Source organism: Streptomyces sp. NPDC006450 (assembly GCF_040612195.1).
Lineage (GTDB): Bacteria > Actinomycetota > Actinomycetes > Streptomycetales > Streptomycetaceae > Streptomyces.
Genome location: NZ_JBEXPT010000091.1, coordinates 1 through 13,112 on the forward strand (window position 1 = coordinate 1; position 13,112 = coordinate 13,112).

Sequence of the window (13,112 nt, forward strand, 5' to 3'; positions counted from 1 at the left end):
ACTGGGGGGCTTTCCTTTTTGCGGCGCCGCGGGTTGGGTTGGGCGCGGGGGGGGGGGGCGCGCGGGGGGGGGGGGGGGGGGGGCAGGCCCTGAAGGCCTCCACCCCCGTCGAGCTCAGCTGGTCAAGCGCGGTCAGAAGATGCTGCTGCCTCCGGCACCACCACCGCCGCCGAGGCCGCCGAACAGGCCACCGAAGCCGCCCTTGCCGCCCTTGCCGCCGTTGCCGCCCTGGAAGACGCCGTCGCCGCCCTTGCCACCCTTGCCGCCGTTGCCGCCGACCAGGATGCCGTCGCCGCCGTTGCCGGCGTTGCCGCCGCTGCCTCCGAAGAGACCGCTGCCGCCCGCGCCGCCGTTGCCGCCCTTGCCGCCGATGACGCCTTCGCCGCCGCCACCGCCGCCGCCGCCACCGCCGCCGGAGAGGACGCCGTCGCCGCCCTTGCCGCCGTTGCCGCCGGCGCCGCCGGTACCGAGGACGCTGCCCCCGCCGGAGCCGCCGGAGCCGCCACCGCCACCGATGAGGCCGCCGCCGCCTTCGCCGCCGTCCCCTCCGGCGCCACCGGCGGCCGGGAGGGCGGTCGCCACGTGGGCGGGTACCGGGGCCGCCGTCGCCATGGAGGCCGGAAGGAGGACCCCTCCCGAGATCATGGCGGCCGATGCGACCAGGGTCGCGATGCGGAATCCACGACGGTTGGTGCGGACGACGTTGTTGGTGCGAGTCTTACGGTTCATGACCTTCTCCTATTGGTTTACGTGTCCCGGATATTCGGGACGGTGCGGTAATTCGGGGAGAGGAGGAGTTCCTCGGAGAGGCTTTCCGTCTCCCCTTGTGCCTCAAGTAAGCCCCGGCCGGTACATCCGGGTCATGTTCCGCAAACTCGGGACTTGACGCCCTCCGAATCACCGGTTAAAAGCCCGGGAGGCCTGCGGGGGGTCAGAAGCCCCGGCGGCTGCGGTACGCGACCGCGGAGATCCAGAGCATCGCCGTGACGGCTCCGACGGCCAGGGTCAGGGTGCCGGCCGGGCCGCCGCTCATGGCCCAGCCGTTGCCGATCAGGAGGGCGGTGCCGGCGACCCGCGAGGCGATCGCGTACCGGCGGTTCCCGGCGCGGCCGAAGTGCCGGCCCAGGACGTAGCAGGCGGCGATCAGCGAGGTGAAGGTGACCGACCCGGCGGCGAAGTGGGCATAGCTGTGCCAGGTGAGCGTGGCGCTCTCCACGGAGGGGGCGCCCGCGGGGAAGCCGTCGACCGGGTCCATGACGAAGGCTCCCGCGGCGATCATGCCGATGCCGCCGATCCGGACCAGCCGTGGCGCCCAGGTGGATCCGGGGGCGCCGCGCAGGGCCCGGCGCAGGCCGGTCGCCCCGAGGGCGAGCAGGACTCCGGCGATCAGGAAGTTGGCGATCTGGAGCAGGCCGAGGCTGCCGTTGCTCAGCGCGCTCAGAGGGTGGCGGGTGATGTCGAAGCCCTCGCGGGTCGCGGCCTGGGTCAGGGAGACGACCGCCCACAGCGGGGAGGCCACGACCGCGCAGGCGAGCAGGGAGCGGGTGGCGGAGGAGGAGCGGGCGCAGGAGACGGTGGCGGCGGGGGTCCGGGTGCTCATGGCGGTGCCTCTCGGGTTCGTCGTGCGCGGATCTCGTTCGGTACGCGCCGATACGTCGAACCGGCGATGTGACAGGGAATGGGCGCGTTCCCTGTCACATCGCCGGCTCGACGTGTAGGCAGGTACGGGCAGCAGCTCGGCACCACGAGACGAGGGAGTCCCCATGCGCTACCTGATGACGACGAAGCCTTCCGACGCCGCCCCCGACGAGCGGCTGTACGCCGAAATGGGCAGGTTCATCGAGGAGCTGACGGCGGCCGGCGTGCTGCTGGCCACAGGCGGCCTGGAACCGGGCGGCATCCGGGTGGCATCCGCCGGCGAGGAGATCACCGTGACGGACGGGCCGTTCGCCGAGGCCAAGGAGGCCGTGGCCGGTTTCGCGCTGATCGAGGTCCGGTCCAGGGAAGAGGCGATCGAACTGGCCCGCCGCTTCCGCAGGATCGTCGGTGACGGCGAGAGCGTGGTCCAGCAGGTCTTCGGCCCCTGACCCGTGCCGGACACCTCGCGGACGATCGACGCGGTCTGGAAGCTCGAATCGGCCAGGATCATCGCCACGCTCACGCGCATGGTGCACGATGTCGGCCTGGCCGAGGAGCTGGCCCAGGACGCGCTCGTCGCCGCGCTCGAACAGTGGCCCGGCGCCGGGGTCCCGGACAACCCCGGCGCCTGGCTGACGACCACGGCCCGACGCCGGGCCGTCGACCACATCCGGCGCTCCCGGCTGCTGTCGGGCAAGCGGGAACAGCTCGCCCACGAGCTGGAGGAGCGGCAGGAGCTCCACGCCCACCCGCAGCCCGAACAGGACGACGTCCTGAGGCTGATGTTCCTCACCTGCCACCCCCTGCTGCCGGCCGAGGCCCGTGCGGCGCTCACCCTCCGGCTGCTGGGCGGCCTGACGGCCCAGGAGATCGCACGGGCCTTCCTCGTCACGGCGACCGCCGTCACCCGGCGGATCGCCGCGGCCAAGCGCACGCTGGCCGAGCACCGCGTGCCCTTCGACCTGCCGGAGGAGCCGGAGCTGCCCGAGCGGCTGTCCTCGGTGCTGGAGGTCATCTACCTGATCTTCAACGAGGGCTACTCGGCCACCTCCGGCGACGATCTGATGCGGCCCGGACTCTGCCTCGAAGCGCTCCGGCTGGGCCGGCTGCTGGCCGAGCTGGCCCCCCGGGAGGCCGAGGTGCACGCCCTGGTCGCGCTGATGGAGATCCAGGCCTCCCGTTCGGCGGCGCGCACCGGGCCCTCGGGCGAGCCCGTCCAGCTGCACGAGCAGAACCGGGGGCGCTGGGACCAGTTGCTCGTCCGCCGCGGCTTCACCGCGATGCTGCGCGCGCGGGAGGCCGGCGGGGGCCCCGGCCCGTACATGCTGCAAGCGGCGATCGCCGTGTGCCATGCGCAGGCGCGCACCGCCGAGGAGACCGACTGGGTGCAGATCGCGACCCTGTACGGGGCCTTGGTGCGGCTGCTGCCGACGGCGGTGGTCCAGCTCAACCGGGCGGTGGCGCTCGGGATGGCGCACGGGCCGCAGGCCGGCCTCGACCTGGTGGACTCCCTGGTCTCCGATCCCGTGCTCCGCGACTACCACCTCCTCCCCGGCGTCCGGGGAGACCTGCTGCTGCGCCTGGGCCGCGGCCCGGAGGCGCGGACGGAGTTCCTGCGGGCGGCGGCCCTCGCCAAGAACGCCGCCGAGCGCGCCTTCCTTCGGCGGCGCGCGGAGGAGGTCCCCGCCACCGGCGGCCCGGCCGGTCCCGCACCGGGTCCGACCCTCGGCCGGGCCGCGGAGGGCTTCCTGGGCCGGGCGGACCTGGACGCGGCGACGATCCGCTCGTACGGGCAGACCCTGGGGCGGCTGCGCCTGGACCTCGGCGACGCCGCGCCGCTCTCCCGCCTGACGTCCGAGGAGGTGGCACGGGTGTGCTCGGCCGCCTGGGGCGGTACGGCCGCCAGGACCTGGAACCGGCACCGCGCGGCCGTACGCTCCTTCGGCGCCTGGGCCGGCCTGGACGGGCTCGCGGCTGGTCTGGAGCGGCGCGCCGAGCCCCTCCCCCGGCCCTCCGCCCTGGACCCCGCACAGCTCGAAGCCCTCTGGGCCGACCCCGAAGTTCCCCTGCGGGAAAGGACGTTGTGGCGGCTCCTGCACGAATCGGCCGCGGGGGTGAAGACCGTGCTGGCCCTGAACGTGGAGGACCTGGACCTGGAGGACCGCCGGGCCCGCGCGGGCCGCACCTGGGTGAGCTGGCGCGCCGGTACGGCCGGGCTCCTGCCCCTGCTGCTGGCCGGCCGCACCAGGGGGCCCGTGTTCCTCTCCGACCGCCGCCCCGGTCCGGCCCGCACCCCCGCCCCGGCCGACCTCTGCCCGGACACGGGCCGGCGCCGCCTGTCCTACGAGCGGGCCGAGCACCTCTTCAAGGAGGCCACCAGGCCCCTGGACCCCGCCCACGGGGGCTACACCCTCCGCCGCCTCAAACCCGACCCGAAGGAGACGGCCCGGACTGCCCGTTGAGGCGCGGGCCGGGGCGGCGTGTCAACGGAGGCGGTCGTCCTGCACCAGCCCGGCGCCAACGGCGGCCGGCCGCTCGCCCTCCACACCGGCGAGCGGCGCCCCACCTCGGAGCCGGCGAAGCCACTGCGCGAGGAGCTGGCCCCGTACATGGTGCCGAGCCGCTTCGTGCACGTGGACCTGGACGCCCTGCCGACCGACGCGAACGGCAAGATCGACCGCCGAAGGCTCGCGGCGGAGTTCACGGTCGGTCAACGGGCCCGGGCAGCACACTAGGAGTCGCAACGACCTCCGGACGGAACGAGGTCCTCGCCCGGCCCCTCACCCGGCCCCCCGGACGCCAGCAGGGTGAGGATCCGGGCGAGTTGGGCGCGTACGGCCTCGTCGGCGACGGTGCCGTCCGGGCCGACCGTCCTGCGGTCCACCGGGATCCGGGCGCACGCCGCGTCCCGGATGTCGGCGCCGGTGTAGCCGAGGACCGTCCGCAAGGTGGCCTCCGCGCCCTCGCCGCGGCCCGGGGCCGCCGCGTTCACCCAGGCGACGGGCTTGTCGCAGATCTCGGTGCCGCCGACCGTCCAGTCGAGCAGGTTCTTGAAGGAACCCGGCAGGGTGCCGGCGTACTCCGGGGTGCAGATCAGCACCCCGGCAGCCTCGGCGATCGCCGCGCGCAGCCCGGCCACGGGACCCGGCAGCGGGTCGGTGTCCTCGTCGGGGTTGAAGTGCGGAAGGTCCGCCAGCCCCTCGTAGAGGACCGTGCGCACCCGGGAGGGAGCCGCCGCTCGCGCGGTGCGCAGGACGGTCTCGTTGGAGGAGCCGGCCCGAAGGCTTCCGGACAGCAAGAGGATCACAGGCAGCGTAGACATGGGCCCCAATGTATGGAGCCGTCAGGGGACGCGGCGCAGCGGCCCGGGGCCGACCGGGCCCCGAAGCGCGGGCGCACGGCGCTCAGCGGTGCATACGGGCGCCCTTGAGCACCTTGTCCACGGAGTTGCGTGCGCCGTGGACGGCGATCCCGACCAGGTCGAGCCGTTCCCTGCCCACCGCCGCCACGGCCGCCCGGTTGGCCCGGTCGTGGCCCGTGCCGAACAGGTCCGCCGTGAACACCGCCGTCGACAGCCCGCGCCGCACCGCCCGCTCGTGCGCCGCCGTCACCGTTTCCTTCCCGCCCTCGAAGACCAGTACGGGCTGGCGGAACATCGGCAGGTAGGGGGTCCCGTCGGCGTCCTCGTACGGCTCGCCGACCACCTCGGGGGACGCCGTTCCGAGCCCGCTGACGAGGAACGCGGTGACGTTCAGCCGCTGCCACGTCTCCAGGTCGTCGCGCAGCAGTACCGCGATCTTGGTGTCGAACCGCACGGGCGCGTCCCGCTCGCCCCGCTCGTCCCGGTCGCCCAGCTCATGCCGCTCGCCCTGCTCGTCCCGGTCGCTCTTCGTCGCGCTCGTCTTCTTCTCGTCGCTCATGCCCCGAGACTGCCGTGCACCCCCGTGCACGATCTTGTACGTTCTTTGCGTGCAGCCCCAGCAGGAGGTTTCGGCCTGGCGTCCGCGCGTCGCGGGTGTGGTCGAGGTCTTCCACGCCCGCTTCACCGCTCACGCGTATCCCATGCACGTCCACGACGCGTGGACCCTGCTGATCGTCGACGACGGCGCCATCCGCTACGACCTGGACCGCCACCGGCGCGGCACGCCGGGCGACACCGTGAGCCTGCTCCCGCCACAGGTTCCGCACAACGGCTCCGCCGCGACCCCCCACGGGTTCCGCAAGCGCGTCGTCTACCTCGACACCACCGTGCTGGACGCCCGCTTCATCGGCGCCGCCGTGGACGGTCCCGACCTGGCCGACCCCGTACTGCGCCGGCGCGTCGGGCAGCTCCACCGGGTCCTGAGCGCCCCGGGTGACGAGTTCGAGGCGGAGAGCAGGCTGGCGCTGATCGGCGACCGGCTGCGCACCCTGCTCCGGCCCCGCCTCCAACGTGCGGGCGCCACAGCCGCACGGCCCGGCGCCGGCCTCGGCTCCGGCGCGGGCCTCGGCTCCGGCACCGGCCTCGCACGGAGCCTGCGCGAGCTCCTCGACGAGCGGGCGGCCGTGGGCCTGTCCCTGGAGGAGGCGGCCGGGCTGCTCCAGGCCCATCCCGCGCACCTGGTGCGCGCGTTCAGCGCGGCCTTCGGTATCGCCCCGCACCAGTACCTCGTCTCGCGCCGGGTGTCGCTGGCCCGCCGGCTCCTCCTCGACGGCCGCCCGGCCGCCGAGGTGGCCGTCGAGGCCGGCTTCTACGACCAGTCGCACTTCACCCGGCACTTCAAGCGTGTCGTCGGCACCACGCCGGGGCGCTACGCCCGCTCCTCCGCATCCCGCTGACGGCGGCCCTGCCGGCGAGTAGGGTGACGATCCATCAGGTCATGTGACCCGGACTCTTGACTCTGTACCCGGCAGTAGCGATTCTCGACCCAATGCTTGCGCGGGACATGACAAACAGGTGCCAGGGCGGCCACGCCTCAGGTGGACCGTGTCCTCGACCGCGCCCTCCGCCGACCGAGGACGTGAGTAGTGGCCATGACCCGAGAACCACGAAGGCAACGACCGGAAGCCCGCCGCCACCGCCGACGGGGGCCCTTCGCGATCCTGTCCCTGCTCCTCGGCCTGCTCGCCATGGCACTCGGCCCCGTACCGGGAGCGGCGGCCGACAACGGCTGGTGGAACCCCACCGCACGGCCCGCGCCCGACTCCGCCATCAACGTGACCGGTGAGCCCTTCAAGGGCACCGACGCCCAGGGCAACGTCCGGGGCTTCGTCGACGCGCACGACCACATCATGTCCAACGAGGGCTTCGGCGGCCGACTGATCTGCGGAAAGCCCTTCTCCGACGCCGGGGTGGCCGACGCGCTCAAGGACTGTCCCGAGCACTACCCCGACGGCAGCCTCGCGATCTTCGACTTCATCACCAAGGGCGGCGACGGCAAACACGACCCCGACGGCTGGCCCACCTTCAAGGACTGGCCCGCCCACGACTCGCTGACCCACCAGCAGAACTACTACGCCTGGATCGAGCGCGCCTGGCGCGGCGGCCAGCGCGTCCTCGTCAACGACCTCGTCACCAACGGCGTGATCTGCTCGGTCTACTTCTTCAAGGACCGCAGCTGCGACGAGATGACCGCCATCCGCCTGGAGGCGCAGAAGACCTATGACATGCAGGCCTACATCGACAAGATGTACGGCGGCCCGGGCAAGGGCTGGTTCCGCATCGTCACCGATTCCGCCCAGGCCCGCGAGGTGATCAAGCAGGGCAAGCTGGCCGTGGTCCTCGGAGTCGAGACCTCCGAGCCCTTCGGCTGCAAGCAGATCCTGGACGTCGCCCAGTGCAGCAAGCAGGACATCGACCGCGGCCTCGACGAGCTGTACAACCTCGGCGTGCGCAGCATGTTCCTGTGCCACAAGTTCGACAACGCACTGTGCGGCGTCCGCTTCGACGAGGGCGCGCTGGGAACGGCCATCAACGTCGGACAGTTCCTCTCGACCGGCACCTTCTGGAAGACGGAGGCGTGCGCGGGCCCGCAGCACGACAACCCCATCGGCCTGGCCCCGGCGGCCGCCGCCGAGAAGGAGCTGCCGGCGGGCGTGAGCGTGCCCTCGTACGCCTCGGGCGCCCAGTGCAACACCCGCGGCCTCACCGAGCTCGGTGACTACGCGGTACGCGGCATGATGAAACGCAAGATGATGCTCGAAATCGACCACATGAGCGTGAAGGCGGCCGGCCAGGCCTTCGACATCCTCGAAACCGAGTCGTACCCGGGCGTGATCTCCTCGCACAGCTGGATGGACCTGAACTGGACCGAGCGGCTCTACAAGCTCGGCGGCTTCATCGCCCAGTACATGAGCGGCTCCGAGGGCTTCAGCGCCGAGGCCAAGCGGACCGACGCACTGCGCGAGAAGTACGGCGTCGGCTACGGCTACGGCACCGACATGAACGGCGTCGGCGGCTGGCCCGGCCCGCGCGGGGCGAACGCGCCGACCCCGGTCACGTACCCCTTCCGCAGCGCCGACGGCGGCTCGGTCATCGACAAGCAGACCACCGGACAGCGCACCTGGGACCTCAACACCGACGGCGCCTCGCACTACGGTCTGGTGCCCGACTGGATCGAGGACATCCGGCTGGTCGGCGGGCAGGGCGTGGTGGACGACCTGTTCAAGGGCGCCGAGTCCTACCTGCGCACCTGGGGCTCCTCCGAGCAGCACAAGGCCGGAGTGAACCTCGCGTCGGGCGCGGCCGCCTCGGCGAGCTCCGCGGAGTGGAACCCGTTCATCAGCTACGCGCCCGGCAAGGCCGTGGACGGCAACCGGAACAGCCGCTGGGCCAGCGACTGGAGCGACGACCAGTGGGTGCAGGTCGACCTGGGCTCCCCGGCCCTGGTCAAGCGGGTCACGCTCGAATGGGAGCGCGCGTACGGGAAGTCGTACCGCATCGAGGTCTCCCCCGACGGTACGAACTGGCAGACGGCCTGGTCCACGGCGAGCGGTGACGGCGGCCTGGACACGGCCCAGTTCGCGGGGGTCCCGGCCCGGTACGTACGCGTCCACGGAGCGGGACGCGGTACCCAGTGGGGTTACTCCCTGTACGAAGTCGGCGTATACAGCAGCTGACGGCGTCGAGCGGGGTGGTCGCGGCTGGGCTGGTGCGCCCGCGGACACCCCGCTCGGGGCGCACCGGAACGAAGGGGAACCCGTACATGGCACGGATGCCGTTGACCGACCGGCGCAGGCAGCTGACGGAGGCGGCGATCCGTGCGATGACCCGCGACGGGGTGTCCAGGACCACGACCCGGTCCATCGCCGCCGAAGCGGGCGTCTCCCTGAGCGTCTTCCACTACTGCTTCGACTCCAAGCAGGCGCTGCTGGAGTCGGTCATCGAGACCATCACCTCGCACTACGTCACCCTCGTGAAGGCCGCGATCGTGCCGAGGCCGACGCTGCGCGAGACCATCCGGGCCGGTTTCCAGGCGTACTGGGACCACGTGGCGGCCAGCCCCGGCGCGCACATGCTCACGTACGAGCTCACCCAGTACGCGCTGCGTCAGCCGGAGTTCGGGCACCTGGCGCGCAAGCAGTACGAGTCCTACTGCGACACCTACACCGAGCTGCTCGAAGAGCTGCGCCGGATCACACCGTTCGAGCTGAGCGTGCCGGTGACCGTGCTGGCCCGCTATCTGGCGGCCATGACGGACGGGGTGACCTTGAACTTCCTGGTCCTCGGCGACGACGAGGCCGCCGCCGAGATCCTGGACATGGTCACCGATCACGTGGCCGGTCTCGTCCGCGCGGACTGAGCCCGGTCAAGGGGGAGCCCGCTCGGGGATGAGCCCGGTCAGGGCTGAGCCCGGCCGCCCTCAAGCCGCCACGCGGAAGCCGATGTTGGACGTGGAGCTGTCGGGGGTGTTGGAGCTGCGCGCCGCGACCCGGTAGCGGTTGCAGTACGAGTCGTGACAGAGGAAGGAACCTCCGCGCATGGCGCGGGAGGGGTTGCCCGGGGCGAAGGGGTCGGAGCACCACTCCCACACGTTGCCCACCGTGTTGTACAGGCCGTGGCCGTTGGGGCGGTACGACTTCACGGGGACGGTGCCGAGGTGGGGGCCGGTGTGCAGGGTGGGGAAGTCGCCCTGCCAGATGTTGAGCATCGTCCGCCCGCCCGGGGCGAGTTCGTCGCCCCAGGGGTAGCGGCGCCGCTCCAGGCCGCCGCGGGCCGCGTACTCCCATTCGGCCTCGGTGGGCAGTCTGGTCCCGGACCAGGCGCAGTAGGCCGTCGCGTCGTTCCAGGAGACGTGGACGACGGGGTGGTTCTGCCGGGAGGCGATGGAAGAGGCGGGCCCCTCGGGCCGCTTCCAGTTCGCACCGGACACCGCCCGCCACCACGGGACCCCTTCCACGGCCGGTGCGGTGTCGGCGAGTTCGGCCGCGAGCAGACCGGCGAAGACGAAGGAGAAGCCGAAGTCCTCGGCCTCCGTGACGTATCCGGTGGCCTTCACGAAGGTGGCGTACTGGGCGTTCGTCACCGTGGTCGGTGCGATCCGGAAGGGGGCCACCTCCACCTCCCTGACCGGGCCCTCCCCGTCCGCCGGGAATCCGTCCGCTTCCTCGGTGCCCATGAGGAACCGGCCCCCGGGCAGGTCGAGCAGTCCGCGCACGGGCCGGGGCGCGGGGACCGCGGGGGCGGCGAGCAGGGTGAGGGCGCCGGCCGGGGCGTCATGGCCCGGGGTGCAGCAGGAGGGAAGCGAAGAGGACACGGTGGACACGGGGACTCCGGTGAACGTCTGGAGGGGTGCGGTCCGGCCGGGCGACGGCCGGCGGGCGGCGACGCCCGGCCGGAGGCCGGAGGGGTGGAGGCCGGAGGAGGCCGGAGGGTCAGCCGACCCGGTCGGCGGCGAGCTGGGCGGCCAGGGCGGGGATGCCCAGGTTCCGTTCCTGCGTCGGCGTGGCCTGGTACAGCTTGTTGACCAGCTGGTACGGGTCGGCGACCAGGTCGTAGTACTCCCGGAACGTGACCTCGCCGGTGCCGGACACGGTGCCGTTGGCATCCGTGTGCAGCTTGTAGTACTCCACGTACTGCTTGTCCTTGGACACGTAGGAGGACCAGGTGCGGTGGTCGGTGCCGGTTCCCTGCTTCCACCATTCGACGAGCAGGTGGTCGCGACTGTGGGTGCCCAGCAGCGAGACCCCGTCCTGCGGGGTGTTCGGGGTGATTCCGGCGGCGTCGAGGATGGTGGGCGCGATGTCGATGTTGGCGACGATGCGGTTGTCCACCGTGCCGGCGCCGAGGCCTCCGGCGGGCCAGGAGAGGTAGAACGGCACCTCGTGGGCGGGGCTGTAAGGCACCGACTTGGCGGTCCAGCCGTGGTCGGCCCAGCCGAAGCCGTTGTCGCCGATGTAGATCACGAGGGTGTTGTCGAGCTGCCCGGTGGCCGCCAGCTTGTCCTTGAAGGCCTGGACCGCGTCGTCGACCGTGAGGAGCGTGCGCAGCTGCTCGGCGCGGATCCGCCGGCCGTCTTCGAGGGTGCCGGTGGCGTTCTGGATGTAGGGCGGCTTGTCGCTGCGGTCGGCCTCGGTGACCGAGGGGCGCCCGTTCCACTCGGGTACGGGGATGCCCGCGTACTGGGGCTCGGGGGTACGGGGCCCGTGCGAGGCGTACGGGGTGACGTAGGCGAACCACGGCCGGGTGTCGGTGGCCGCCTTGTCCACGAAGCTCAGCGTCCGGTTCTTGATGATGTTCGTGGTGTAGCCGTTGATCGTCTGGACGGCCCCGTTGACGTTCCACTTGGCGTCGACGTATCCGGGCTGGAGCAGCGCGAACTCCTCGAAATGCGGCGGCGCGTCCGCGATGTTCCAGGAATTCAGGTATTTGCCGAAGAGGCCCGTGCGATATCCGGCCTGCTTCAGATAGCGCTGCACCGTGGTGTTCTGGTCCAGCGCGGCCGAGGAGGCGTTGTTGCGGACGCCGTGGTTGTGGGCGTAGCGGCCGGAGAACACGGAGGAGCGGGAGGGCGAGCACAGGGGGGTGGTGACGTGCCCGTGGTTGAACTTCACGCCCTGGCCGGCGAGCCAGCCGATGGTCTTCTGGAGCGCCCAGTCGGTCTGTTTGGGCTGGTCGTCGGTGACGATCAGCAGGATGTTCGGACGGCCGGCGGCTGCCGCGGGGGCCGCGGCGGCCTGGCCGAGCGCGGGCACGGTGGCGGCGGCCGCGGCCGCCGCGGTACCGGCGAGGAATCCTCGCCGACTGACGCGCGTACGGTCTCTCCTGCTCATGGGTATTTCCTCCCGCTCTCCGAAGGGGCCCCCTCTACCTCGTCCATGGTGTGTGGCGGCCACTGCCATGCGGAGAGCGTAAAGGGATCCCAATACGCGTTCCATGTACGGAGTATGAAATGACATCAGTCCAGGGCCGGGTGGGCCTCCGGATGCTCGTCCCACCAGGCCCGGTGGAACGGGTTGTTGTCCACATTGGCCAGGTACGCGTAGACGGCCGACCGGTAGAAGAGCTCCGCCTGCCGGGCCGAGACCGTCGAGCGGTTCCATGCGAGCCGGATGCGTCCGGTGACCGGGGCCCCGATCAACGGGCGCATCACCGTGCCCGCCACGGCGGGCGCCGTGGGCTGACTGAGGGAGACGGCGCGGCCCGCGGAGATGAGGTCGTACTGCATCATGCGGTCGGTGATCCGGTAGCGCAGGGCGGGGACGAAGCCGGCCTTGGCGCAGGCCTCGACGAGCGCCTCGGGTCCGCCGTCGTCGTCCTCCACCAGGGTCATCCACTGCTCGTCGGCGAGGTCCGCGAGGTCGAGGGCCTCGAGGCGGGCCAGCGGATGCCGCGCTGACATCCGGATGCAGAAGGGCTCCTTGGAGACCAGGGTGCGGGCCGTCACCCCCGCGGGCAGCGGCACCTCGTGGTCGTTCACCTCGCCGTACACGATGACGTCGTAGCGCCCCGCGCCGAGCATCCGCACCAGGGCCGTCACCGAGTCCTCGATGTCCACGGTGATCTCCCGGCCGGACAGGACCAGATCCTGCCGGGCGATCAGTCCGTCGATCAGCACCAGCAGGATGCAGCCCAGGCGCAGCGGGGCGTTCGCGGTCCGGGCCCGTGTCTCCGCGCCGAGCGCGTCCATCTCGCTGAGCACCCGGCGCGCCTTGGCCAGGACGAACTGACCGAGCGGGGTGGGTTCGACCCCGAGCCGGCCCCGGACGAAGAGTTCGCCGCCGGTGACCCGCTCGATCCGGCGCAGCTGGGCGGAGAGCGCCGGCTGGGAGACGCCGAGGATCCGCGCCGCACCCCCCAGGCTGCCGGTCTCCGCTATCTGGCAGACCGCTTGCAGATGCCTCAACTCCAGCTGCATCCGGGCAGCTTACGCAGCGTCACCCGTCGGCACCATAACGCCGGTCTTATGTCGGCAGGGATGTCCCGATCTCGTCATGGACACGCCCATACTCGGCCGCGAACAGCCGGACCGCCTTTCCACCCCTCCCCGCCCCAT

At 72.0% G+C, this 13,112-nt stretch carries 13 protein-coding genes; 6 read left to right on the forward strand and 7 right to left on the reverse strand.

All coding sequences use genetic code 11. The features are described 5' to 3' along the window. Positions 1–132: 132 nt before the first annotated feature. Together ABZY57_RS23670 and ABZY57_RS23675 are read right to left on the reverse strand one after the other, a co-directional pair. Positions 133–729 (reverse strand): hypothetical protein, encoded by a 597-nt coding sequence (locus tag ABZY57_RS23670; protein WP_356514999.1) that lies wholly within the window; start codon positions 727–729, stop codon positions 133–135. A gap of 202 nt (positions 730–931) precedes the next feature. After that, positions 932–1,600, reverse strand: a complete 669-nt coding sequence (locus ABZY57_RS23675) for a DUF998 domain-containing protein (RefSeq protein WP_356515001.1) — start codon at positions 1,598–1,600, stop codon at positions 932–934. 163 nt (positions 1,601–1,763) lie between these two features. On the opposite strand from ABZY57_RS23675, the gene ABZY57_RS23680 reads away from it, so the two are divergent. Genes ABZY57_RS23680 through ABZY57_RS23690 form a run of 3 tightly spaced genes read left to right on the forward strand, consistent with a single transcriptional unit; the run spans position 1,764 to position 4,373 of the window. Beyond that, positions 1,764–2,087, forward strand: coding sequence for a YciI family protein (locus ABZY57_RS23680; RefSeq protein ID WP_356515003.1), 324 nt, complete (start codon positions 1,764–1,766; stop codon positions 2,085–2,087). Between the two features lie 3 nt (positions 2,088–2,090). Then, entirely contained in the window at positions 2,091–4,100 is a 2,010-nt protein-coding gene (locus tag ABZY57_RS23685) for a sigma-70 family RNA polymerase sigma factor (protein ID WP_356515005.1), read from the forward strand. Between the two features lie 18 nt (positions 4,101–4,118). Further along, on the forward strand, positions 4,119–4,373 hold the full coding sequence (locus tag ABZY57_RS23690; protein WP_356515007.1) for a hypothetical protein: 255 nt from the start codon (positions 4,119–4,121) through the stop codon (positions 4,371–4,373). Here the strand turns inward: ABZY57_RS23690 and ABZY57_RS23695 are convergent. Both ABZY57_RS23695 and ABZY57_RS23700 read right to left on the reverse strand, forming a co-directional pair. Then, positions 4,370–4,960, reverse strand: coding sequence for an NADPH-dependent FMN reductase (locus tag ABZY57_RS23695; protein WP_356515009.1), 591 nt, complete (start codon positions 4,958–4,960; stop codon positions 4,370–4,372). The genes ABZY57_RS23690 and ABZY57_RS23695 overlap by 4 nt on opposite strands. Positions 4,961–5,042: 82 nt before the next feature. After that, positions 5,043–5,558: a DUF2000 domain-containing protein gene (locus ABZY57_RS23700; RefSeq protein ID WP_356515011.1), complete on the reverse strand. Its 516-nt coding sequence runs from the start codon at positions 5,556–5,558 to the stop codon at positions 5,043–5,045. A gap of 49 nt (positions 5,559–5,607) precedes the next feature. On the opposite strand from ABZY57_RS23700, the gene ABZY57_RS23705 reads away from it, so the two are divergent. The 3 genes from ABZY57_RS23705 (at position 5,608) to ABZY57_RS23715 (ending at position 9,419) form a co-directional block, all read left to right on the forward strand. Further along, complete coding sequence (locus ABZY57_RS23705) at positions 5,608–6,456, forward strand: AraC family transcriptional regulator (RefSeq protein ID WP_356515013.1); 849 nt, start codon at positions 5,608–5,610, stop codon at positions 6,454–6,456. Positions 6,457–6,747: 291 nt separating this feature from the next. After that, positions 6,748–8,736 (forward strand): discoidin domain-containing protein, encoded by a 1,989-nt coding sequence (locus ABZY57_RS23710; RefSeq protein ID WP_356515040.1) that lies wholly within the window; start codon positions 6,748–6,750, stop codon positions 8,734–8,736. An 86-nt stretch (positions 8,737–8,822) separates the two neighbouring features. After that, on the forward strand, positions 8,823–9,419 hold the full coding sequence (locus tag ABZY57_RS23715) for a TetR/AcrR family transcriptional regulator (protein WP_356515015.1): 597 nt from the start codon (positions 8,823–8,825) through the stop codon (positions 9,417–9,419). 60 nt (positions 9,420–9,479) lie between these two features. Here ABZY57_RS23715 and ABZY57_RS23720 read toward each other — a convergent pair whose 3' ends face one another. The 3 genes from ABZY57_RS23720 to ABZY57_RS23730 form a co-directional block, all read right to left on the reverse strand. After that, complete coding sequence (locus ABZY57_RS23720) at positions 9,480–10,310, reverse strand: formylglycine-generating enzyme family protein (RefSeq protein ID WP_356515042.1); 831 nt, start codon at positions 10,308–10,310, stop codon at positions 9,480–9,482. Between the two features lie 181 nt (positions 10,311–10,491). Then, positions 10,492–11,889 (reverse strand): sulfatase, encoded by a 1,398-nt coding sequence (locus ABZY57_RS23725; protein WP_356515017.1) that lies wholly within the window; start codon positions 11,887–11,889, stop codon positions 10,492–10,494. A 125-nt stretch (positions 11,890–12,014) separates the two neighbouring features. Then, entirely contained in the window at positions 12,015–12,974 is a 960-nt protein-coding gene (locus ABZY57_RS23730; RefSeq protein WP_356515019.1) for a LysR family transcriptional regulator, read from the reverse strand. Between the last annotated feature and the right edge of the window lie 138 nt (positions 12,975–13,112).

Bases quoted from the DNA above. Each gene is read 5' to 3' on its own strand.
- ABZY57_RS23695 (WP_356515009.1), bottom strand. From the start codon at position 4,960: ATGTCTACGCTGCCTGTGATCCTCTTGCTGTCCGGAAGCCTTCGGGCC.
- ABZY57_RS23675 (WP_356515001.1), bottom strand. From the start codon at position 1,600: ATGAGCACCCGGACCCCCGCCGCCACCGTCTCCTGCGCCCGCTCCTCC.
- ABZY57_RS23730 (WP_356515019.1), bottom strand. From the start codon at position 12,974: ATGCAGCTGGAGTTGAGGCATCTGCAAGCGGTCTGCCAGATAGCGGAG.
- ABZY57_RS23670 (WP_356514999.1), bottom strand. From the start codon at position 729: ATGAACCGTAAGACTCGCACCAACAACGTCGTCCGCACCAACCGTCGT.
- ABZY57_RS23710 (WP_356515040.1), top strand. From the start codon at position 6,748: ATGGCACTCGGCCCCGTACCGGGAGCGGCGGCCGACAACGGCTGGTGG.
- ABZY57_RS23715 (WP_356515015.1), top strand. From the start codon at position 8,823: ATGGCACGGATGCCGTTGACCGACCGGCGCAGGCAGCTGACGGAGGCG.
- ABZY57_RS23700 (WP_356515011.1), bottom strand. From the start codon at position 5,558: ATGAGCGACGAGAAGAAGACGAGCGCGACGAAGAGCGACCGGGACGAG.
- ABZY57_RS23680 (WP_356515003.1), top strand. From the start codon at position 1,764: ATGCGCTACCTGATGACGACGAAGCCTTCCGACGCCGCCCCCGACGAG.
- ABZY57_RS23725 (WP_356515017.1), bottom strand. From the start codon at position 11,889: ATGAGCAGGAGAGACCGTACGCGCGTCAGTCGGCGAGGATTCCTCGCC.